This window comes from Bacillus sp. FJAT-27251, from assembly GCF_001273925.1.
Lineage (GTDB): Bacteria > Bacillota > Bacilli > Bacillales > Cytobacillaceae > Mesobacillus_B.
In genome coordinates, this window is sequence record NZ_LIGG01000001.1 from 2,683,270 (window position 1) to 2,707,303 (window position 24,034).

17 protein-coding genes are annotated in these 24,034 nt (G+C 41.1%); 9 read left to right on the forward strand and 8 right to left on the reverse strand.

Features of this window, described 5'->3' with window-relative positions; all coding sequences use genetic code 11:
* Positions 1–496: 496 nt before the first annotated feature.
* Positions 497–1,021, reverse strand: coding sequence for a hypothetical protein (locus ADU22_RS12675; RefSeq protein ID WP_053362475.1), 525 nt, complete (start codon positions 1,019–1,021; stop codon positions 497–499).
* Positions 1,022–1,222: 201 nt separating this feature from the next.
* Between ADU22_RS12675 and ADU22_RS12680 the strand changes: the two genes are divergently transcribed.
* Entirely contained in the window at positions 1,223–1,672 is a 450-nt protein-coding gene (locus tag ADU22_RS12680) for a hypothetical protein (RefSeq protein ID WP_053362476.1), read from the forward strand.
* A 356-nt stretch (positions 1,673–2,028) separates the two neighbouring features.
* On the opposite strand, the gene arr is transcribed toward ADU22_RS12680, so the two are convergent.
* Positions 2,029–2,445, reverse strand: coding sequence for an NAD(+)--rifampin ADP-ribosyltransferase (gene arr, locus ADU22_RS12685; protein ID WP_053362477.1), 417 nt, complete (start codon positions 2,443–2,445; stop codon positions 2,029–2,031).
* 334 nt (positions 2,446–2,779) lie between these two features.
* On the opposite strand from arr, the gene ADU22_RS12690 reads away from it, so the two are divergent.
* Entirely contained in the window at positions 2,780–3,328 is a 549-nt protein-coding gene (locus ADU22_RS12690; RefSeq protein WP_053362478.1) for a PepSY domain-containing protein, read from the forward strand.
* A gap of 61 nt (positions 3,329–3,389) precedes the next feature.
* Here the strand turns inward: ADU22_RS12690 and ADU22_RS12695 are convergent, their stop codons facing one another.
* The 3 genes from ADU22_RS12695 to ADU22_RS12705 all read right to left on the reverse strand — a co-directional run bounded on the left by ADU22_RS12695 (position 3,390) and on the right by ADU22_RS12705 (position 7,417).
* Positions 3,390–4,790 carry a purine-cytosine permease family protein gene (locus tag ADU22_RS12695; protein ID WP_082252846.1) on the reverse strand — a complete coding sequence of 467 codons (1,401 nt, stop codon included), beginning with the start codon at positions 4,788–4,790 and terminating at the stop codon, positions 3,390–3,392.
* Positions 4,791–5,152: 362 nt separating this feature from the next.
* Positions 5,153–6,331 (reverse strand): MFS transporter, encoded by a 1,179-nt coding sequence (locus ADU22_RS12700; protein WP_053362480.1) that lies wholly within the window; start codon positions 6,329–6,331, stop codon positions 5,153–5,155.
* Positions 6,332–6,544: 213 nt separating this feature from the next.
* On the reverse strand, positions 6,545–7,417 hold the full coding sequence (locus tag ADU22_RS12705; protein WP_053362481.1) for a YitT family protein: 873 nt from the start codon (positions 7,415–7,417) through the stop codon (positions 6,545–6,547).
* 181 nt (positions 7,418–7,598) lie between these two features.
* On the opposite strand from ADU22_RS12705, the gene ADU22_RS12710 reads away from it, so the two are divergent.
* Positions 7,599–8,690, forward strand: a complete 1,092-nt coding sequence (locus ADU22_RS12710; RefSeq protein WP_053362482.1) for an NAD(P)-dependent alcohol dehydrogenase — start codon at positions 7,599–7,601, stop codon at positions 8,688–8,690.
* Positions 8,691–8,917: 227 nt separating this feature from the next.
* On the opposite strand, the gene ADU22_RS12715 is transcribed toward ADU22_RS12710, so the two are convergent.
* From ADU22_RS12715 to ADU22_RS12725, 3 genes are all read right to left on the reverse strand, one after another.
* Positions 8,918–10,264, reverse strand: a complete 1,347-nt coding sequence (locus ADU22_RS12715) for an MFS transporter (protein ID WP_053364559.1) — start codon at positions 10,262–10,264, stop codon at positions 8,918–8,920.
* 64 nt (positions 10,265–10,328) lie between these two features.
* Complete coding sequence (locus ADU22_RS12720; protein ID WP_053362483.1) at positions 10,329–11,855, reverse strand: FGGY-family carbohydrate kinase; 1,527 nt, start codon at positions 11,853–11,855, stop codon at positions 10,329–10,331.
* 42 nt (positions 11,856–11,897) lie between these two features.
* Complete coding sequence (locus tag ADU22_RS12725; protein ID WP_053362484.1) at positions 11,898–12,674, reverse strand: SDR family oxidoreductase; 777 nt, start codon at positions 12,672–12,674, stop codon at positions 11,898–11,900.
* Positions 12,675–12,893: 219 nt separating this feature from the next.
* Between ADU22_RS12725 and ADU22_RS12730 the strand changes: the two genes are divergently transcribed.
* The 6 genes from ADU22_RS12730 (at position 12,894) to ADU22_RS12750 (ending at position 23,956) form a co-directional block, all read left to right on the forward strand.
* The gene (locus tag ADU22_RS12730) at positions 12,894–14,018 is read left to right on the forward strand and encodes an ROK family transcriptional regulator (RefSeq protein ID WP_053362485.1); all 1,125 of its coding nucleotides are present in this window, start codon (positions 12,894–12,896) and stop codon (positions 14,016–14,018) included.
* A 640-nt stretch (positions 14,019–14,658) separates the two neighbouring features.
* Positions 14,659–15,696, forward strand: coding sequence for an AraC family transcriptional regulator (locus ADU22_RS12735; protein ID WP_053362486.1), 1,038 nt, complete (start codon positions 14,659–14,661; stop codon positions 15,694–15,696).
* A gap of 278 nt (positions 15,697–15,974) precedes the next feature.
* Positions 15,975–18,233: a glycoside hydrolase family 2 protein gene (locus ADU22_RS12740; RefSeq protein WP_053362487.1), complete on the forward strand. Its 2,259-nt coding sequence runs from the start codon at positions 15,975–15,977 to the stop codon at positions 18,231–18,233.
* A 911-nt stretch (positions 18,234–19,144) separates the two neighbouring features.
* On the forward strand, positions 19,145–21,889 hold the full coding sequence (locus ADU22_RS12745; RefSeq protein WP_231687953.1) for an endo-1,4-beta-xylanase: 2,745 nt from the start codon (positions 19,145–19,147) through the stop codon (positions 21,887–21,889).
* Between the two features lie 435 nt (positions 21,890–22,324).
* A complete protein-coding gene (locus tag ADU22_RS24640; protein WP_156324345.1) occupies positions 22,325–22,501 on the forward strand; it encodes a hypothetical protein in 177 nt (58 codons plus the stop codon).
* Positions 22,502–22,510: 9 nt separating this feature from the next.
* Entirely contained in the window at positions 22,511–23,956 is a 1,446-nt protein-coding gene (locus ADU22_RS12750) for a DEAD/DEAH box helicase (RefSeq protein WP_053362489.1), read from the forward strand.
* Positions 23,957–24,034: the final 78 nt, after the last annotated feature.

Below are 24,034 nucleotides of genomic sequence, written 5' to 3' on the forward strand. Positions count from 1 at the left end.
TAATTGTTACGTAATGATTTATACTTAGAGTATAAAGTAAGATATGAATAATGTTGCAAAAGAATAGGGCGGGTTAGTGTAAGAAAGAAACATTTTTGATGGTAAATAGTATTTAAAAAGTGGGGAGTGATACAAATGCGTAAACAGCCAGGTAAAATTAAGTTTGTTCTAACATTCGGACTCATATCTTTTATTCCATTAGTGATTAACTATTATGTATTTAAACTTTTGGTGATTACTTTTTTTCTCAAATCATTTAGTTGGAGCTACTCATTGATTGAACTATTATTCGTTTCAATTGCTTGTATGTTATTTGGGTCGTTATTCTGTATGTATGTGCAAAGTAAAAGAAAAATCAATGTAAACGATTAAGACAGAATTTAACTATTGGGTGCATTACTGGAACAACGGTAATGCTTTTTCCTTATTCAAGTAACGGGGCAGTTTAGTGTAATAAGAAACCAAAAGAAAAATGACCTAAGATTGTGTTATTAGGTCATTTTTCTTTCCAATTTATTATGTTACCTTTTTTAATTTGTTCTTTTTCTAATTTCCATATTCCATCCGTTCTTTTAATTGTTCTTACAACATTAGAACCATCTGGGGTTTTATAAAAAAAGTACCCTTCATTTCCATTTACGAATAACCACTTTGCTCCAAGAACAGTATTATCTTTTTCCCAACATATATCAATTAGGCTTTCAACCTCGAAATTCATACTTCCTTCTTGTAATAAATTTGGTAGTACAGTGGTAGCTTCAACTTTAGTATAACCATCCAAATTGATTTGAGAGTAATTGGTTAATATGTCTTGTAAAACTTCTTCTTTATACAATCTAAATTTATCTTCATAACCTTCATCGTCTTTATTAACAATAATTTCGTCAATACTCTGTTCATTTACTGCCTTTGTTTCTTCGGCAAAAACAGATGATTTTGGATTGCCTCCAAAATTTATAATTATGAACGATAATACAATCACAGAAGTTATGACTAAATAAAAAAGATTACTTTTTTTCATATTCTCCACCTCCTTTGTTAAATTGTATGTCTTGTACTAAATGATTAACACTAAAAGATGTGTGGTAGGTTAACTCTTTTTTGTTGAATTCCTTATTAAACAATCGAAGGCAGTTTAATGAAAGAAAAAAACGAATAATGTTTATTTGACAAATTTAGTGAACTAAAAGGTCATACTAAGGTAAAAAAAGGTGTGACATTTGTGAAACAAACATTATTTCTTATCACATTAATTTCGTTACCATTACTTTTGGGATTAGTTAAAGAGAAACAAGAAGAGTGTCTTCCTTGTAAAGATTGCTACGATATAGCTTGGGATGATGGATATGGACTGGGATTGGCAACAGGCGAAATACGTGAAAGATATAGTATCGTTCGAACCCTTATAAAGATGGGGAAAACAGACAATGAAATCGTTCAAATGGCAACAACCAACTATGTTGAGCTAAAGGACATAAAGAATCAGCTTAAAGAGTATTATGGTTTTTTTGAATTTGAAGTAACGAGGTATGAACTTATCAGGACTCTTTTAAAAGAAGGCAAAACAGATGAAGAAATTGTCCAAAAAGCACATACAAGTTTTTATGAATTGGAGCAGGTTAAAAAACGACTTAAACAGTATAATGGAAAATTTAAATGGGAAGTGCAGTAAATAAAGAACTTATTATAAGCGAAAGCAATAAGTCCTGGTGAATGAAACGAACATATTGTGAAAAAATGTACTTAAACATACGGGTGCTTTAGTAGAATAAGAAAAAAACCATTCATCAAAAGAATTGCGTTTTCAGTTGCTAAGTTGAAGGTTTCAAATTTCGTTTGGATGAATAATACTTTGCACCTGGTAAACTTATGTGGCACATTTGAACTTTTGACGAATTTGGTAGTATTTAAAGCTTGGCTTTTGCATGCATTTGGTAGCAAAAGCCAAGCCCTAGAGTGATAACCAATGGGAAAAGAAAATTGATCTTGGCCGTCTTAAATCATTGCATTCCCTTACATATCTTAAGGCTAATCGTCTATTACAGCTTTTCCTTGTTCACGCAACTTTTTTAGGGATGAACGCATGTGCTTTATTTCATCATCGGAATGTCTCTCCCAAGAACTTAATTCTGCGACTATTTTCAAAGGGGATTTAGACCTATAAGAACGTGTTGGGTTTCCAGGGAATCTTTTGTCAGTTAGATTTGGATCATTTTCAAAATCACCTAATGGTTCTACAACAAAGATTCTTTCTTTTGATGTCTGTGCTGCTAATTCAGCACCCCATTTAGCAGCATCCAATGTGGCAGTAAAGTAGATATAGTTCGATTTTTTATCTTGGTAATTTGATAAGTGTTGCGGCTCCAATAAATCTCCAATTTTCAATTCTGCCTTTGTACCATGAAAAAAAGGACCATTATCCAGGACGTCTTTTTTGTCATTCATATTAGTACACCCCTCCATTTTTTGATTTGTGTATTACAGTATAGTATTGGAATGGCTAAAAGAGTAGTCTATAAATGATTTGCAAATCGTTGTATAATGAAAGTAGAGGCAATGGTCGATCCAGAACCGATATTTTACGACAAAGTAAAGAATCCGTTTTGAACTTATCAAAATGGATTCTTTTTTATGATATTTTTTAGCGTGTTTTGAAAAACGAATTAAGGGGATTGCTCCTTTCTCATCAATTTCTCATCTTTCACTCCCTTTATTCTCATTTCCCGAGGATATAGTAAAGATAAGAAATGAGATTGAAAATGATGAGGAGGAAATTAAAATGAAAAGAAACTTGTTAATCGGTACTTTAGGAGCTGCGCTTGTGTTTGGAGGTACATTTGCTGTAAGTGCTGCAAAGAAGGATGATGGGAATGAGGTCGACAATGCAGTAAAGAACGGAAAAACAATCCTAAGCACAAATGAAGTGGAAAAAATAGCCCTTCAAGAAGTGAATTGGGCCATCGAAGAGATCGAACTGGAGAAAGAGGCAGATAAAGTCATCTATGAAGTAGAGGTTGAAGAAAATGATATCGACTATAAGTTGGATATTGATGCTTATACTGGTGAAATCTATTCCATTGACCGCGATGAGGATGACGATGATGACAATCGACCAAACGGTGGGCAGGAGCAGCCAGGTATCCTTTCCCAGGCTGAGGCCACTGCGATTGCTGAAAAGACAGTGAACGGGAAAATGACAGAGATTAAAAAGGATGAGGATGACGGTATTATTAAATTTGAAGTAGAACTGAAAACAGACCGCGGAGAAGCAGAAGTTGACATTGATGCAGCAACTGGAAAAGTCCTTGACGTCGAGTATGATGACTAAAAAAGAATTTTAAAAAGGACCGTCCCCATGCTTAGAGCATGGGGACGGTCCTGCTGCTTCATTAAGCAATATATTCTTCTCTTTCGATGTCGTTTGCTTCTTCTTTAATATAGTATTTTCCTTTTGTGGCGATTGCCAAAATAACGGTCAGAATCGATGCCAGGATTGCAGCAAAGAAGGCTGCTGTGCTTTGCAGGAAGGTTCCCATAAATCCTAAGGCGGCAATCGTTCCGAGGATGCATGAAATCACCAGGGACCAGACACCGACTGGATTCCATTTATGCAGATACTCCTGCCTTGCTTCATAATAGCAGGGGCCTATCTTCAAGAGTCTTTTGACGAAAACAGCGTCTGTCACTAAGATGGCTGCCCAAGATAATAAGAATACCCCTTGGAAAACCAGAGCTGTTTCAAGGTGATTGACAATGCCTCCAAGCATCAGGATGATGGCGGATACTCCTGTGACAACCACCCAAACACGTCTGCCTGGTTTAAAGTTGAATATATTCTCGAAAAAGTTCGAAAGGGACAATGAACCGCTATAGATGTTTGTAACATTAATGCGTACTTGCGTAATCATCGTAAATAAAGCTCCCCACATGCCGAGTAGCATGACCATGTAGACTCCGGGATTTGGCTCTCCGAGACGGACACCGAACCAAATTCCAAGACCACCCATGACGCCAAAGCAAAAAATTTGCGGGATAAATCCAATGGCGAATATGCCAATCTTCATGTCTTTGGGCTTTAAGAAACGAGCATAATCGGAAGCAAGCAGAGGGGTTAAACCCATGATTCCATGCTGCATTCCAATACAAAGCAATAAGGCGGTTCCTCCAACCTGGACGTTTTCCGGCATATACGTCCAAAACGTTCCGTTATAAACGGAAGGAGTGAGGGCAGCCATAACAATTGCCGCAATTAAAAAAATGCCGAACAGAGGCAGTGACCATTTTTGCAATTTATCCAATTGCTTGATTCCAAACCAATTTAATGGAATGACAATGGTTCCGAAGAATAGAATTAAAGCCCATTCGGGGATAACGGGAAGGAATTCATGTACAGCTGCGACCAGGATCATTCCTTCTAGTGCACAGTACATAATAAAATTTGTAGCGTAAATAACGGAGGTCAATGATGCACCTATGTAGCCGAATCCGCCGCCTCGAGACATTAGGTTCACGTTCATTCCGGATTTTGCCGACAGATAGGCAATGAAGGTTCCGAGAATCCCGGCTACAACGATGGCATAAACAGCTGAAATAATGGCATTGATGGCACCAAATTGAAGGGCCATCACACTTCCCATCTGAAAATAGAAAATAGCGGTGGCAATTCCAAATGTGATGTTGGTAATACTTAACCAACCCATGTTTCTTTTGGCAAGAGGTACTCGGTCCAATGAGTAATCATCGCTCAACTCTTCGTTGAGATTGTTACCTTTAACGGTATCAGATCTCAATAGTATCAACTCCTTTTGTGATAAGTTTCACAAGGATATCGCTTGGTTTTTGTGTTTTATCTCACAAAGATATCGCTTGCAAGTTGACTAAATTGACCGTCAACCAGATATAAGCATAACAATAATCACAAACTGTATTCAAACACGATAATTCGACGTCATTTGTCATATAACACCTCTAAAGCGCCTTTTTCCTACAATAACTGCGTTTTTCTCCTAAATGCTCCATATCCGAATGAGAATGGACCTGTTACTAGAAAATATACGGCATTTAATCTATTACAGATTCATTATTGTTCATGTACAAAGGTTCACTGGAGGAAAACTTAACAAAGGGGGATTTCCGGTCAATACGGTTCCATTCAGGATTCTTTATAGGCTACTGCCTTCCTGCTCCCAACCAGATACAGCAGCAAAATAACAATCATAAATCCTGCAGAGTAACTGAAGGTCATTCCATACCCAACCTTGTTTGCCAGGAATCCAAGTCCGACGGATCCAATGGCCATGCCGGAATCCATAAAAATGAGCAGCATGGAATTGGCTGTAGCTTTTTTCTCGGGTGGGACAAGCGTCAATGCCCACGCTTGGATCGTTGGCTGGAGGATGGCAAAGGCGATTCCGAATAACACCCCTGAAATCAAAACCATCCCCATACTCGTAGAGAAGCCTAATAAGACCAAACCTCCGGCTCCTGAAATAGCTGCTGTAATCATAAGCATTCTATGACCGAAACGATCGAAAATCTTACCAGAGAAAGATCGAATTACTACCATTGCGATTCCTTGTGCGATAAAAAACTGTGAGATTCTTCCGCCAACATTGATTTCTTTGCCAAATGTCCCCATAAAATTCACCGTTCCGGCAATGGCCATATAAGTCAGCGCTACCAATATGCTGGGAAGAAGGACACGTTTATCGAACATGTACTTATAAAAGGGTTCCTTTTTTGTCGGCTCTGGATTTTCCTTTTCTTTTTTAACCGTATTTTTTGTGAAAAAGCTGCACAAAAAGGCAAAAAACATAAGAGCCATGGTTAACAGCATCAACGACCGGAATGAATACTTCGCCAGATAGGCAATGGCGATTAGCGGCCCAAGTGTCGTCCCAACGCTTGTAGACATGGCGAAATATACAATGCCCTCGCCTAACCGGGATTTGGGGACAATATTGCTTGAAATCGTGAACAGCAAATTCGTCAGCATACAAAACCCAATGCCTTGCAGGGCTCTAATCAATATCAAAAATCCGATGGAGTCATTTACAAAAGTAAGGCCGATTGTACCCAAAAAATAAAGGATCGAAATAATCAGGAGCAATTTCATATTCACTTTTTGGATAATTACACTTGCAAAAAAGCGCGTGATTAGTGAGGCTAGCATGAGGGTCGTGGTCATCGTTCCTGCAATGGCAGGATTATCAGTAATGGTAGAGACGAAAATTGGGAAACCCGCTGTAATCATATAAAAAGAAGAGAATATGACTAAAGCCAATAATATAATGACGACATATTGGTTTGTCCATAATTTTACTTTCCCCATGGCACTTAAAACCGCCTTTCAATGTTATTTCTAAAAGCAGTGGTTATTGTATGCTGTGCAAAGCAGGACAGATTTATTCTTTCCTTGTTTTTGTAAAATATTTCGAGGGGTTTTTAGCGCGACCAGGCATCTGCGTTCTTTTTAAAAGAAAAAGGCCGAAACGTTTGGATGATCCTAACGTTTCGGCCTATGCAAACACACTGAAAAGCTGATTTAATGAATATTGCGCTTCCTGAAACTCCCGCCCTTCACTTCGGCAACTTCATACACAGTCACGAAGGCGGCTTCGTCGATTTCATTAATGATTTCTTTTATTTTCGTTTCTTCCAAGCGGTTAATAATACAGGTGATTTCCTTGAATTTTTGATTGGAATATCCACCGTACACTTCATTATAGGTCGCGCTTCGGCCCAGGCGGTCACGGATGGTCTCAACCATTAATTCGGGCTGAGTGGTGATGATTTTGAACGTTTTGGCCCCGCTTAAACCTTCTTCCACGATCGTAATCACCTTAGAAGCGATATAGTAGGCGATGGCTGAAAGCAAGGCTCCTTTTAGACCAAATACAGTCGAAACAAAGATAAAGACAAAGATGTTTAAGATAAGGATTAAATCACTTGTCCCAAACGGCAGCTTTCGCGAAAGCAGCACCGCCAGCATGTCGATTCCATCCAAGGCGCCGCCATTCCTCAGTGCCAATCCCATTCCAAACCCAAGAATGATGCCTCCAACCACGGTAATCAACAACGTATCTCCTACGATAATTGTAGGAATATGGTGCATGAGGAAGGTGCTGATCGCCAGTGACGCGATTCCAAGTATTGAATAAATCGCAAAGCTTTTTCCAATCTGCTTATATCCCAACCAGATAAACGGAAGGTTAAGCAGGGCAATAAGGGTGCCTAACGGTATGCCTAAAAGCTGTGAACCTACGATGCTAAGACCTGTTACGCCTCCATCAGACACGCTGTTTGGAATCAATACCGCTTCCAGTCCATAGGCCGCGATAAATCCGCCAATCATGACAATTAGTCCCCGAAAAATCATCAGCAGTTTGTTTCGTTTTTGTTTGGTTTTTGTTCCCATATACTGGCTCCCTTTTGAAAATTTCCTTTTTTACTATACCATAATACACCGATGATATTGGAAGAAACTAACGATGAATCGCAAAGAAGCACTTTACTTGCGAATGGTCAATTGAGTGTGAAAAAATATAATGGAATCAATTACCTTTAATTCAGGATATTTTAATCAGAAGGAGGCAACTATGAACATTAAAGCAGCAGTTACACCTGGACAGGGTCAGGATTTTGTACTTGAGGAAGTACAACTAGCCGCTCCAAAAGCAAATGAAGTTTTAGTGAAAATCGTTGCTACCGGTGTTTGCCATACAGATGCCGTTGCACGTGATGTAGCCATTGCCCCGCTGCCAGCAGTGCTAGGACATGAAGGTGCCGGGATTGTAGAAGAAGTTGGTGAAGGGGTTACACGTCTTGCAAAAGGCGATCATGTTGTCCTATCTTTCGCCCATTGCGGACACTGCGATAACTGTTTAACGGGCCACCCAACCGTTTGTGAAACGTTCAATGATTTGAATTTTGGCGGTAAGCATGATGATTATACACATCGATTATCCAAAGACGGCCAGCCGCTTTCAACCTTCTTCGGCCAATCCTCATTTGGCACCTTTGCCATTGCCCACGAGCGCAACGTTGTCAAAGTGGACAAAGAGGTCGATTTAGCGTTATTGGGTCCTTTAGGCTGTGGAATTCAAACAGGAGCAGGGACTGTTTTAAATAGAATCAAGCCGGAATTCGGTTCAACCATCGCCATTTATGGGGCAGGTGCAGTTGGGCTAAGCGCGATTATGGCTGCAAAAATTGCAGGCTGTAAAACGATTATTGCCATTGATATACACGATTCACGACTGGATCTAGCTAAGGAGCTTGGTGCCACCCATACATTCAACGGCACAAAAGTGGATGTAGTGAAAGAAATTAAAGAACTAACAAACGGCGGCACAAATTATGCAGTCGAGACAACAGGAGTTCCTCCAGTTGTCCGTCAAAGCTTACAGGCATTGCGCCCGCTTGGGGCTGCGGCGATTGTCGGCGTGACACCAGTAATGGATATTGACGTGCATAATGATATCATGGCGGAAGGAAAAACCATGATGGGGGTAATAGAAGGCGACTCCGTACCAAACGTCTTCATTCCACAATTAGTGGATTACTACAAAGCAGGACAATTCCCCTTTGATAAATTAGTTAAATTCTATGAATTCGAAGACATCAACAAAGCCTTCGAAGATTCGAAAACGGGTGAAACCATTAAACCGATTGTGAGAATTGCAAACTAAATGAGACTCAGAAGAAGCACGGGGAGCTACCTGTGCTTCTTTTGTTTTTCGTAAGCAGGGCGGGTGTTCTCGTGCTGCAATTCTAGTAATATGCAGGGAAAACCTCCCGTTTGGAAGGGGAATGTTATGGATGTTGGGGAGTAAATGAAAATATCCCCTCCCATAAATCGCATGTGGGGGAGGGGATTGGTCATTCTCTTTATCCAAGGATGATGATCGATATTCTATTAAAGGTTGGCTACTTTTTGGCCAGGTAAATGACGGCGGCGCTCGAGCTCGATATCCATATCAGTACGCTTATCATCGAGTTTATAAAACCAAACCGTTACGCCAATCAGTAAACAGATAATCAACGGCACCCAGATGAAGCTGATTTCGATATAATTTAAAGCAGTTGCTGTTTGCGTGGCATTTGGAACATAACCACCCAAGCTTAAAAGTCCTCCGATAAATGCACTTGCAAGCCCCATGCTTGCTTTTACAGAAAACCCTTGGAAAGCCGCAATCATTCCGGCAATACTGCGTTTCTTTTTGTACTCCGAATAATCAATGATATCAGGCTGAATCGCAAAGATGGTGCCAAAAATCCCATATATCCCGAGTCCGGTTATGCCGAGTCCGGCAATAAGGGAAATAGATGATGACCCGCCTAAATAAATCATTAAATCTCCGCCAATATAAATGAGGGTACTTAAAAGCAAGACATTTTTCTTGCCCATCTGCTTTTGCAGCCATGGCAGGATCAATAGCATCGGAAGTCCGGAAAGGATCCCAAAAAGCCCAACAAACGTCAGCCAGTCTGTCCGTCCAAGGTTATAGGTGAAATAATAAATCACCGTTGTATTTCTGATAACAAATAAAGCGAAGTAGAGAAAATTCAGCGCAAAGAAAATCATGCTTTGGCCTGTCAATCCTTTTAAATCTTGTTTAAAAGAAGATTTCTCATGGGTGACGGAAGGAGGGACAACCTCTTTCGTACTCATGAATGTGAGAACAAAAATCACCATTGCAATAATGCCATAGAGCGTCATTGTGATCAAGAATCCTTTTTCTGCATCTCCTTGACCGAAAAACTCTACTAGTGGCGTTGTAATCGACATGACTAATGCTGTACCGATTAAGGCGCAGATCATTCTGGTTGAAACGAGCCAATTTCGTTCCTGGTTATCTGAAGTTAACCTTGGAACGATGGTGTTTAACGGGATATTTACAACCGTATAAGCTGTACATAACAAGGTATAGGTCACATATGCCCAAATAATCTTGCCAGTCATCCCAAAATCCGGAACATAAAACGTTAAGAAGGTAAACACAGCAAACGGCACGGCGCCAATCAGAAAATAAGGCCTTCCTTGTCCCCATCTTGTATGTGTCCGGTCAACCAATAGTCCCATCCCGGTATCGGTTGCCGCATCGATGATTTTGGTGATCAGCATCATTGTACCTGCAACGGCTGCCGTAATCCCAAAAACATCCGTATAAAAAAACAATAAGTAAGAGGCCATTGTACTAAAAACAAGGTTACATCCTAAATCACCAATTCCATACCCAAATCGTTTTCTCCATTTTGTCATTTCCGTTTCCATCCCCAATTCCTTTTGCAAGTTTTCAAAGCCTAAAGAATTTGTTTATTCGTATTCATTGAGATAGTCTTGTCAACGTTTTCATATCATCCTTTAAATGATGATAGATTGATTTGTAGGCAGCATAATATTCTTTATACTTTTCATGGTTTTCCTGATTTGGCATAATCTTTTCATCTAAAACCTGCCATGTTTTTACGTCTTCATAGGTGAGGAGGCCAGTCCCGATTCCAGCCAGCATCACATCACCCATGTTGGCTTCAACATCATGAATCGGGCAGAAGACCGAATATCCGGTTACATCGGCAAAGATTTGCCGCCACAATTTTGATTTAGTTACGCCGCCGGCAATTAAAATGGATTCCCCGAGATTTTCTCCGGTTGCTTCAATGGCATCTTTTAAGGAGAAGGCAACCGCTTCCAGAAAGGCACGATAGATATGAGCTTTCGTATGCGCCAACGAGAGTCCGACGATGGTTCCTTTTGCGTCTGAATCCCAAATTGGACTTCTTTCGCCCATAAAGTAGGGGAGGACAATAAGACCCTGGCTTCCGACAGGAATGTCCGCTGCCTGTTCATTCAGGACATCATAGGCATTCCGCCCGCCATTTTTTTCGGCTTCGATTTCAAACTGGCACATCGTTTGCCGGAACCATTTCACAATCGCTCCAGCTGTATTGCCGCCAGCAAAATAATAGGAAAGCTTCTTCGCATTATATAAATACGGCCAGACAATGAGATCTTTTCCTTTTACAGGCTTGTCCGAAATCAACGCAGCACACATCGAAGTGCCAATGGCCGCTGCATAAATGCCTGATTCAAAAACACCGAGGCCGATATTGGCCGCCCCGCAATCAATCCCGCTTGCGATCACCGGCATTCCTTCTGTCAGACCCAATTCTGCTGCCGCTTCTTTTGTTAGTCCGCCAACGATATCCGTTGATTCCACTATTCTTTCAGGCATCATCGAAAGCGGAATTCCCATTGCCTCCAGCATTTCTTCCGACCAGGTTCTGTTGTTCATATCAAAAATCCCGCCAATGTTCCCGGCAGAAGAATAATCAATCGCGATTTCACCCGTTAACTTATATATGACATAATCATTCGGGGGAAGGAACAGCTTGGTTTTCTGCCAGTTTTCCGGCTCGTTATTTTTCATCCATAGAATTTTCGTATAGCCATAATAAGGATCGGCTCCATTATGGGTAATTTCACGCAGCTTTTCTTCGCCAATCTGATCCAGCACCCATTTGGTTTCTTCTTCCGCTCTGCGGTCCATCCAGATCATGCACGGCCTGACAGGTTCCATGTTTTCGTCTAATGGAATGCCGGAACCGCCGTACAAACCGCTGATCGCAATGCCGCGGATATTCTCTGCAGGCACACCGGATTTCTTTACTGTATTTTTAATCGAAGCTTTTGCTGCTTCCAGCCAGACATCCGGCCATTGCTCCGCCCATAACGGTTTAGGGGTCAATATATCATATTCTTGTAAGTCTTGGGCGATCAAATGGCCATTCGTATCCATCAAAATGGTTTTCGTACCGGATGTCCCAATATCTGTTCCGAGAAGATAGTTCATAGGGATTCTCCTTTTCTAACAAAATTCAATTCTTTCAGTCTGCTAAATGCAAGTAAAGGCTCCATCGATTACAAAGTCAGCGCCGGTAGTGAAACTGCTCGTATCACCCGCGAGATACACACAAATGGATTGAAGTTCTTCTGGCCGGCCCATTCTTTGAAGAGGTGCCATTTGATTCCATTGCTGGATCAATGGCTGCAAGCTTGGTGAATTCAGAGTCAGTTCTGTGCCAATATATCCAGGACTGATGCTGTTGACCCGCACATTTCTTGTTGCCCATTCAACTGCCAGTGATTTCGTCAGCTGAATCACACCCGCTTTCGAGGCGTTGTAGGATACTTGCGGCTGCGGCACATTGACAATGTGTCCAGACATCGACGCCGTGTTAATGATCGAACCGCCACCTTGTTTTAGCATGACTTTTCCTGCTGCCTGTGCGGTTAAAAAGACCCCAGTCAGGTTAATATCGATAACTTTTTTCCATTGTTCATACGTCATTTCCTCGGCAGGGACATTCACGCAAATGCCAGCATTGCAGAACGCTACATCCAGACGTCCAAAAACCTCCAGGATTTTTTTCATCATGCTTTCTACATCTTCTGGGTTTGTCACATCCGCTTTAATTGCAATCGCTTTAATTTCATGGGCGTTTTCAAGTTCTGCCGCCGTCTTTTCTGCTTCTTCGATATCCAAATCAACAATCGCTAAATCGGCTCCTGCTTCAGCAAAGGCAGTGGCAACACTTTTGCCGATTCCTCTTGCGCCGCCAGTAACAAATATTTTTTTTCCATCCAGTCTCATTTTCTCGATGATTCCCATATTTTTGGACCTCGCTTTTTATTAATTCATTTTGTAAAATGATTTTATAAAATGTATTTATATAATATAACTAACTTTTCAGGTACGTCAACCAAAAAATGAAAAAGCTTTCATTTTCTAGGTTGGCCAAGTTGTGACACTCTCAGGCGTTGTGTTATATTTAGAACATATTAAATAAATGTTTTTTATAAAATTAATTTATATAATGAGGTCGCATTCATGGATCAAAGCATCACGTTTAAAGATATAAAAAAGAATAACTATTCGCTGATTTACCAGCTTCTTTATCAGAAGGGAAAGCTTTCAAAACAAGAAATTGCCAATCAGCTTCATTTAAGCTTGCCTACTGTCAGCCAGAACCTGGTTAGATTGGAAGATGAAAAACTGATTGAAAAAAGCGGCCAATTTAAATCCTCCGTTGGCAGGCGGGCAACTGCTTACAGCATATGTTCCCAGTCCCGTGTCAGCATCGGGGTTGAAATACAGAAAAAGACAGTACGAATGTTGGCCCTTGATTTGCATGGTGTTCCCTTTAAGCAAAGTGACCTGTCGCTGCCTTTTTCAAATGAAGATCATTACTATAAAGAGCTTAGTGAGGCTGTAAAAGCATTCATCTCCTCCTTGGAAGTGGAAGAAGAGTATGTTTTGGGAGTTGGGTTTGCCGTTCAAGCCTTAACTTCCATTGATGGACAAAAAATCACCTATGGAAAAATATTAAATTGTACAGGGCTGGAAATTGATGTGCTGCAAAGGCACCTTAATTATCCTTGTATGTTCATGCATGATGCGAAGAGTGCCGCAACAACCGAGCTATGGGTAAGAAATAACCTTGGAGATGCTGTCTATCTTTCGATTGGGATGCATCTTGGGGGAGCTGTTATTTTAAATGGTGAAATTTATATGGGAAAAGAAGGGCATGGGGGAACGGTAGAGCATATGACCATAAATCCTGATGGGCCTTCTTGTTATTGTGGGAAAACAGGCTGCATGGAAACGTATAGTTCCGTCAATGCGCTTTTGGAAGAAGACGAATCATTAGAATCTTTTTTTAAACAGCTCCGCGCTGGCAGCCCGTCTTATGCAGAGAGGTGGGAGGCTTTTTTAAATGATTTAGCTTTTTCCATCAACAATATCCATCTTGTCTTGAACCGGGAATTTATTATAGGGGGACATCTTTCCCCCTATTTAACGCCGCATGACCTTGAACGCCTGCATGAAAAAGTGAATGAGCGATCTGCTTTCCCAAATCATGAGCCATTTATTTATATTAGCCAATCTCCTGAAAATGGAGTTCCAATCGGCGCTGCTTTGCCTTATATTCAATCATTTATCAATAGTATTTAAGCAAGGGTTGCCCCAGGTGCAGATCATTTCTGCAGAGGGTAACCCTTTTGAACTTTCTTGGCCCACCAGGGGTGAAATAAGCTTGTTCCGGTTGTATCAGTAGCACTTCAACCTAAAAATAAAAGTCGCTTTGTAATTTGGCTAGGTTTTAGAATCAACAATGAGCCTTCTTATTAGATTTGAGTCAATCATACATTGAAAATGAGTATTTTTCTTGTAAACCTTGGGCATTTTGCGACCTTTTGTAAAGTAAGGCAAGTGAATAATACGAGTACTAGTATTAAAAATACATTTAATGCTGGTAAGGGATAATATAATGCTGGTTAGACGCCATATAATGCTGGTAAGCATAGCTTTAATGCGAGTACTAGGTTTATAGTATCTAATTTAAGGCGAGTACTAGCATTAAAAAATTGTTTTATGAATGGACTTATATACAACAAAGAACAGGGGTATGACTTTCTTCGGGAGACCAGGCATGGACAGGGAATATAGTGTTTTCTGATCGCAACACCGGGGAATCCTTGTTGCCCCAATGATTAGCTGCATTGATTTTTGAATCTTATAACTTTTTTATTTAAAATGCTCATGCTAAAATGAAAAAAATCATTATGGGTATCAAAGATTGGGGAGTATTTCAATGAAACTCAAGGGTTATAGGGATTTGTTGGAGATCATTAACAAAAGGACTGGAATAGAAGAATATTACCTACAGCATCCTGATGAGTTTTCAAGAAAGATTAGACAAAACGGAAATAAGTTGGGGGAGAACCAACGAAATATTATTTTGGATACAGACGAAGAAGGGATTATTACCTCTTATCCTAATAATGAGCTAGCCGCAAAAAAGTTTGTAATAAGAAGAAAATTAAAATATTTACCTATTATACAACACAAACATGAATACATTGAAATCGTCTATGTTTTAGAAGGTAGTTTCATTCAGAACATAAAAGGAAGGCAACTCGAAATGAGAAAAGGGGACTTATGTATTTTGGACAGAAATATTGTACATAGCTCATTGCCTTTAGGTGAATCAGATGTAGTTGTAAATATTCTCTTGACAACTGAATTCTTCGATGGTGTATTTATGTATTTATTGTCCGATGATAACTATGTTTCGAATTTTATCATAAATAGTCTATACTCCAAGAGTAAGGCTCAAAACTTCTTGAAACACCATGTAAAAGAAGATTCTGTGATAAAGCTACTATTAGAGAACCTGCTTCTGGAATACTATTCAGCCGAAATTACATCAACAGCTGCTATTAATGGCTATCTTTTAATTCTTTTTACTGAATTATCAAGAGAAGTTACCAAAAGGGATGGAGAACTCATTAACGATGAAAAACATAAAGTGAAGGAGAAAATCTTGAACTACATTAGAGATCGATATAAAAATACGAATCTTAAAGAAATGGCGGATTACTTCAATTTTCATCCAAGTTATCTAAGCACTTTTATTAAACAAGAATTCGGTAAAAATTATAAAGATCTATTGCTTGATGTTCGAATGTCTGAGGCCAGCCATTTACTCAAGAATACGGATTTGACGATTGAAAATATAGTCTTTGAAGTTGGTTACACCAATCATAGCTATTTTTACAAAATTTTTAAGAAAACTTATGGCATGACTCCTGCTGAGTATAAAACCAAATTTAAACAAACTAAGGGATGAACCGCAAAAGACATTATGATTCTTTAGCGACGTTTATCTCTTATTTTTTTTGCGTTTAGGAAAATCTTTCTCCCTTTATTGAATGTTAATAAAAGATAGCATGGCATAAATTTAGGACACTGAGAAAGCGTTTACAACAGCCTATAATGTTTATACAACATGAATATTTCCCCCACCACGAATATAAGAGTTTGAAAGATAACATAAAGGGAGGGAAAGAAGTCCTGTTTCGGTGTTTCTTGTAAACGATTTAACAAAGGCAAAGGGAGGAAAGATTGTTGAATACATTAAGAAAATCTGTATTATTCACGCTGGTTCTCATGCTGCTATGTTCGCTGGCTTTACCGAGCGTAGGAGCAAAACAAGGAGAAAAAAGCGATGTTAAAGACACAGGCAGAATCGTTGAAAATATTGATGCCAATTGGACATTCCATAAKGGTGCTCAAGGCACGGATGAAAATTTTAGTGCAGTTAATTTTAATGATAGCAGCTGGGAACAGATAAGCCTTCCACATACATGGAATGCTGAGGACGGCATTGACCTAGGGGAATATTACCAAGGAGATGGGTGGTACAGAAAAGAATTAACTATTCCTAATCGTTATGAGGGTAAAAAATTATTCCTGCAATTTGGGGCTGCAAACAAAGAGGCAGAAGTTTTTGTTAATGGCAAGTCGGTGCATACCAATATAGGTGGCTATCTTGCATTTACAGTTGATATTTCCGACCATGTAAATTTTGGGCAAAAAAATATTGTAGCTGTAAGGGTAAACAATGAAGTAAAGGATTCAGCTCCACTAGCAGGAGACTTCACCTTTTTTGGCGGTATTTACAGAAGTGTAAATCTGATAGCCACGGACCAAACCTATATTGATGTAGAAGATGATGGTTCAAGTGGTGTATATGTTACCATTCCGAATGACGAATCCATTGAGAAAAAGGCCGAGGTTTCCCTTAGAGTGCCAGTAAAAGTAAGCAGTGAGGATGCAAAAAGTACATCTAACTCTTTAGAAGTTAGAGCTGAAATTAAAGATGCAGAGGGCAAAATCAAATCAAGAACCGAATTAAAAGTCGATGGGAAAAAGGTGAAGTCTGCAGAGGTGTCAGGAAATACTGCTGATTTTACAGGTACACTCAAAATAAATAATCCACACCTATGGAATGGGACAAAGGATCCGTACCAATATACTGTTGAAGTAACGGTTACAAGAAAAGGCGAAGAAATTGACCAGGTAAATGAAAAAGTAGGCTTCCGTTATTTCTCTGTGGATCCTGACAAAGGGTTCATCCTAAATGGAGAAAGTTACCCGCTCCGTGGTGTTAACATCCACCAGGACAGAAAAGGTTATGGCAATGCAGTGCCAAATGAAGTCAGGGCAGAAGATTTTGAACTGATTAAGGAAATTGGTGCGAATACACTAAGGGTCGCTCACTATCCACACTCACAATATGTTTACGATAAGGCTGATGAAATGGGATTGGTCGTATGGGCTGAGATTCCATTGGTAAACACTATGACACTAACAGAAGAATTCTCAAACAATGCCGTAAAACAATTAACGGAGATGATTAAACAAAACTATAACCATCCGTCCATTGTAACATGGGGGCTTCAAAACGAATTTGGCGGCAACGGCTTCTATACTAGCAGGAACGCTAGCGAAAGTCTTGAAGAGCAGTATGCTGCGGCAACTGAATTGATTGAGCGTTTGGGAACGAAGGCAGAGGAATTAGATCCTAACAGACCGACTACTCACGCTATTCAGGGAAATAATTCACGTGACCCTGAAGGTTATAAGCAAGTTTTGGATAGACATTTGGCTTGGAATGAAAGTGGAAGCATAGATGTTGCCTCTTTTAATACCTATTTTGGCTGGTATTATAATAAAGCCGGAGATTTGGCTAGCTATCTTGACACATTACATGAAGAGCATCCAAATGTTCCACTAGGTATTTCCGAGTATGGCGGCGGTGCAAACCCTTATCAGCATGACGTGATTGATGAGGACTTTATCAATAAATGGAACAGCGCAGCTTCACGTGGTCCATGGCAGCCAGAAGAATATCAAAATTATCTTCATGAAAAGGCATGGAGCGTCATAAGTGAGCGTCCTTGGTTATGGGCAACTCATGTCTGGAATATGTTTGACTTTGGTGTTTCCGGGAAAAACGAGGCGTCAACACCAGGTATTAATACCAAGGGGCTTGTATCACATGATCGCCAAACTAAGAAAGATGCATTCTATTTCTATAAAGCACAATGGAATAAAGAAGACCAATTTGTCTATATCACAAGTAAGAGATATTCTGAAAGGGAAGAAAGTACCACACCTGTAAAGGTTTATTCAAACCTGGAGGAAGTGACCTTAACTGTAAACGGTAAAGACTACGGTAAGGGTATATTGCAGCAGCCAGGTGTATTTGTTTGGGAAGGTGTGGATCTAAAAGAAAGTGACAATGTAGCGATTGCATCAGCTGTAAAAGCAGATGGAACCAATGTCACAGATACTGTTACCAATTGGAAGGTAACTGAATAACCGTCTAGTAGTTTTTAAGGCCAAATTATACAGAGAAAACTTCTGAACCAATAACAACTGCTGAAAACATTAGGTATGAGGATGAACCTAGCTTAACAGGCTATCACATTTTGATAGCCTGTTTTCGTTGTTTTACCAATGATATGGTGGATTTGGAAACATCGTTGCAGGGAGTGTACTCACTACTAGTCCTGTTAATACCTACTCAGCTTTCCCTTTGTTATTGAGTGTCGTTTACATCCTTTTATACTTCACTGTAAGGTTTACCGTACCTATGGTAATCACCACTTTCTTTTGGGGAATATTGGCTGGTGGATTCATAGCGAATATTAATCACTAGGAAAGAGGACGAAAATCAGAAAAAATAATTCAAATATAAGAATTGAAGAAATAATTAAAAAATTTAGAAAATAATATTGACACAAACTGGACACCGAGCTATTATTGGAAACAGATAATTCATTAATAGAAAACTAAGTTTTATAATATAAAACAAATATCCTTTTGAAAGAAGATACCCTAATAATGGCCCGTCCATTAAGAGAACGTGGTTTTATATTATAAAATTAAAGGAGGGGTGCGTGTAGAGAGAGGATAACAGAAATACATTTTTAGAGAGTGTGTACAGGTGTCCATGAATGTAGGTAGTAGCATGATATATTCGGGATGTATGACTGAGTTAGTGTATCCATTCGTGATGTACCACCAAAACACCAAATGAACAAAAAAGAAGAATAATAGGCAGGAAAGGAATGATTTTTTTGTATAAAAAAGCTAGAAAGCTACTGACGTATTTGTTAGCGCTGGTTTTTACCCTGAGTTCTTTTCCCGCTACGGCCATTCCGGTCATCCATGCTTCAGCGGCAGAGGGTGTCAATGGGAGTGCTCCGGACAATTCAGCGACAGAGGTGATGCCGCTGAAAGAAGTCTACAAGGACCATTTCCTTATCGGCAATACGGTTAGCCCGAACGACTTAAGAAATGCAGAGAAGTATGATTTCATGAAGTTCCACTATAACGCGCTAACGCCCGAAAATGCTACGAAGCCGGACTCCATATGGCGCAACCCCACTGATGATCCGGCATTCGCACAAGCCGACAACATGTTAACTCAAGTTAAAGCCGACGGTTTCTATACCATTGGACACGCACTGGCGTGGCACAATCAGTCAGCTGGCTGGCCGCCGAGCGGTCAGAATTATACCGAGGCAAGGGCCAGCTTGAAAAGGTATATTTCGACAATCGCCGGACACTATAGTGAGGGCCCTTATAAGCTGGAAGCCTGGGATGTTGTGAACGAAGCCATGAGGGATAATCCGGAAAATCCGACCGACTGGCGGAACGCGCTTCGCTCCGGCATTAATCCAACAGAACGGCCGTCCAGATGGTTTGCAGCTTACGCTAACGGCGGAAACGGGTGGGATTATATATATGATGCCTTCTTGTTTGCGCGTGAGGCAGCCCCGGACGCCATACTGTATTACAATGACTTTAACGACGAAGAACTCCCTAACAAAGCCATTGCGATTGCCTCCATGGTCAACGAGCTCAACGAAAGATACGCGAAAGAACACCCTGAGGCAAACGGCAGGAAACTGATCGAGGGCATCGGGATACAGGGACATTACAACCTCCGGCTCAATGTAGATAATTTGGAGGAAGTTTTGAAGATTTATAGTGAAACCGGAAGTGAGATCAGCATCACCGAATTAGACGTCCAATTCAACGGCACTTCAGCCAACGTTCGCCCTACCGAGGCGCAGTTGAAGGAGCAGGCGAAATTGTACGCCAAGCTGTTCATGCTATATAAGAAGTACTCCGACCATATAAAACGCGTTACCTTCTGGGGTGTGGCTGATAACAACAGCTGGCGCAGTACAGGATACCCGCTGCCATTCGACTCCAATCGTGCACCAAAAGAAGCCTATTGGGCCATCATCAATCCGGAAGCCTATCTTGGGTTGGACGAGGCTTCACCAAAGCTCACGTCGTTTAACTTCGGCGGCGATGTATTCAAGGTCGAGGGCAGAACCGAATTTGATGTTAACGTGCCAAAGAACGTATCTAACATTGACTTCTCTGCGGCGAACGTCGCACACAAATACACAAGCGATGAGGTTGACGTCAGCGTTACACTCAACCCGGCAAACGGAGAGGTGAGCGCAGGGAAGCCAGCAGTGGCGACGGTGAAAATCGCCTCAAAGGAATCCCCAAATAGTTCGACGACGTATAAAGTAAACTTCGGGCATATGACCGCCGAATGGGAGAAAGACCAAAACTATAAGGATACAGGCTACCGTTCATCCGTCAATATCCGCTTCAGCGACGGTGAAACTCAATTCAAGCTGTTCCAGGAGTTTTATAATAAGGATGACGGTAAACTGGCCTTGCTCAACAGCAAGGAATACCAGCCTCTACCAAAACATGCAGGTGGCACGCTCACAATCCAGACAGATAGCAAGATAGACGATGACAAGTTGAAAACATTGACGTTAAAGAAATCTCTGTGGGACCAGAACTGGACTCCAATCAACCCGGCGCGTGTTACAGATTTCACTGCTCCGGAAAATTATTGGAAATTGGCCAAAACGATCGAATCCGGTAAAACTTATATGGTTGTCTCCGTCGACTCAGGTCTGGCTCTGACCAATAGGAACGTGGCATCCATCCCGGCGGCCGGCGGTGTAAGAGGACTTGCGGGTACGCCTGTCACCATCGTGGACGACATTATTGTAGAACCGAAGCTGATCCAGGACAATACAAGATTTATCTTTAATGAGAGCACCAGCCCCGATCCGGGACCATACACAAAAGCGAACGGTTACACTGGATACACCATGTTGAGCTTGGTTCACGGCGGCCTTGTCGCCCCCTCTATTTTATGGCGTGATTTGAGCAGCGACATGACGGCTCCATTGCGCACAGACACAACGATTGGAGATAGTGCATTAGATCGGGCGGTATGGTTTAACACGGGAATAGACCCTGAGACCGGCGAGACGACGCTATTTTCCCATACTGGTTCAAGCAATTACACGTATGCATTGCACGGAACAGAAGACGGCTTCGTCGGCCAGGGAAGCACGGCTCCTTTGAAGGACTATGCAGCCGCCAGCCGGGTTAAGCTGTTTGAGTACGTGTCCGACTATTCATACGAAGACGTAACGAGTCTGGGCACTGAAATAAGCCTTGACCAGGAGCGTATCGTGAGTGGGCGTGACGCCAAGATTCCTGTCACAGCGGATGTCCCTGACGGTTCACAAACAGTGTTGAAAAAGGACGGCGTTTCCGTGGCTACCGCGACATTTGCAAACGGAAAAGCGACAATCAGCGTGAAAGGCAGCGATGTTGACGCCGGTGCGAATTATGCAGTCGTCGTAAATGATGGTTCCGACATACTTGGAGCGGTCATACTTCCAGTCGTCACTACTGTCAGCGCGACGCCGACGGCTAAGGTAGAGAAACTCAATGGAAATCAGAACAGACTGACCGTTACCGTTAAAGAAGTCTACTCCGATGATTCGACTGAGGCTTTCACGGAAGAAATTCGGATCAAGAACAACGCGAAAGATGCCTATCAGGTGGGGCCATATAAAGTTTATGTGGAAACCAAGGGCAACGACCAGATTCGTAAATGCACTATTGTGACCGAGTAACAGCAAGAACATGAACAGCACGCTGCACGGCAGGAGGCAGCAACAAATGTATCTATTGTGGAAGATTAGCAAAAAATAAAAGTAGTCCTATGGGCTGCTTTTATTTTTTTTTGGGCTACTGGCCCATTCTTGCTGGGTTTTATGACCAAAGATGTGTCTCCTAATCCGATTTGAGCCACTCATCCTTGTAATTTACGATCCTTTTGTAATTAGGGGAAAGGAATAATACGAGTACTAGTATTAAAAATACATTTATTGCTGGTAAGGGTTCATATAATGCTGGTTAGACGTCATTTAATGCTGGTTAGCCTAGCTTTAATACGAGTACTAGGTTTATAGCATCGAATTAAATGCCAGTACTAGCATTAAATTGACTGGATATTGGCGTTTTAACAAAGTACTAGCATTAAAAAATGGTTGCAGTAGGAGGCCAGTATGGTCAAACTTGAAGAGGAAGACAAAACAATTGATCTTCCAGCCAGAAGACGTTCGTCTGGCTATAGCTGCCTGATTCGCTTTGCTGGGAAGTTCGCGTATAATAAACACAGTGATGATGAATATGATTTTTTAAAAAGAGAATCTTATAATATTATCAAAAAAACTAATAAATGAGGGCCATACATGAGCGATGCAAGTTTTGAGGAATATCAATTAAGTGCTGAAATTAAGAAGGCTCTGGATTTGTTGAAGTACCAAACTCCAACAGAGGTTCAAAGGAAGACCATTCCATTGGCATTGGAAAATAAAGACCTTGTCGTCAAGTCCCAAACAGGAAGTGGCAAGACGGCAGCTTTTGGCATTCCTATTTGCGACCAGGTGGATTGGGCGGAGAAAAAACCCAAAGCACTCATTCTTACTCCAACCAGGGAGCTTGCTGTCCAAGTTCGCGAGGATATGACCAATATCGGAAGGTTCAAACGGATAAAAGCAACCGCCGTTTATGGAAAAGAGCCTTTTGCAAAACAAAAGGAGGAACTGCAGCAAAAAACACATATTGTTGTCGGGACGCCTGGGCGCGTTCGCGATCATATCGAAAGAGGGACACTCCTTTTAGATCAAATCAAGTATTTAGTCATCGATGAAGCAGACGAAATGCTGAATATGGGCTTCATTGATGAAGTGGAAGCGATTATTAAAGAACTTCCATCAACTAGGGTAACCATGGTCTTTTCGGCGACACTCCCCAAAGATGTGGAAAACCTTTGTCATCAGTATATGAACAACCCGACTCATATAGAGGTAGCGTCTGCAGGCGTGACAACCAGCAGTATTGAACACTTTTTAATGACTGTGAAAGAAGACGAGAAGATGACTCTTCTTAAAAATGTTACCGTAGTTGAAAATCCGGACAGCTGTATCATTTTTTGCAGGACAAAAGAACATGTCGATACCGTTTTTGCTCAATTGGAGGCAGCGGATTATTCTTGTGAACGACTTCATGGAGGGTTGGAACAAGAAGATCGTTTTGCCGTGATGGATGGGTTCAAACTGGGGAACTTCCGTTATCTGGTAGCGACCGATGTAGCTGCAAGGGGAATCGATGTTGATAATGTGACATTGATCATCAATTATGATGTCCCAATGGAAAAAGAGAGTTATGTCCACAGAACCGGAAGGACAGGGCGCGCCGGCAATAAAGGGAAAGCCATTACCTTTTCAACCCCGTTTGAGGGGAAATTCATCAACGCGATTGAAAGATACATCGGCTTTGAACTCACTGAAATGGAACCTCCTAATCAAGAGGAAGTCGACCGCGGAAGGGCTGATTTTGAGGAAAAAGCCCGGGGGCGCCGGGTTGTTCGCAATAATAAAACGGCTCGAGTCAACAAAGATATCATGAAGCTCCATTTCAGCGGCGGGAAAAAGAAGAAGCTCCGTGCTTTGGATTTTGTGGGCACAATCGCCAATATCCCCGGTGTAACAGCAGAAGACATCGGAATTATCACCGTAAAAGACCATTTATCTTATGTGGATATTCTCAATGGAAAGGGCGCACTCGTCCTGCAGGCCATGGAGAATCTGACAATAAAGGGGAAAAAGGTGAAAGTGAGCAAGGCAGTAAAGTGATTGAAATTCTTTTGTGAAATATAGTAAATGTAGGGCCTAATCCGGTGATGGATTAGGCTCTTTAGCATTTATTGCCTG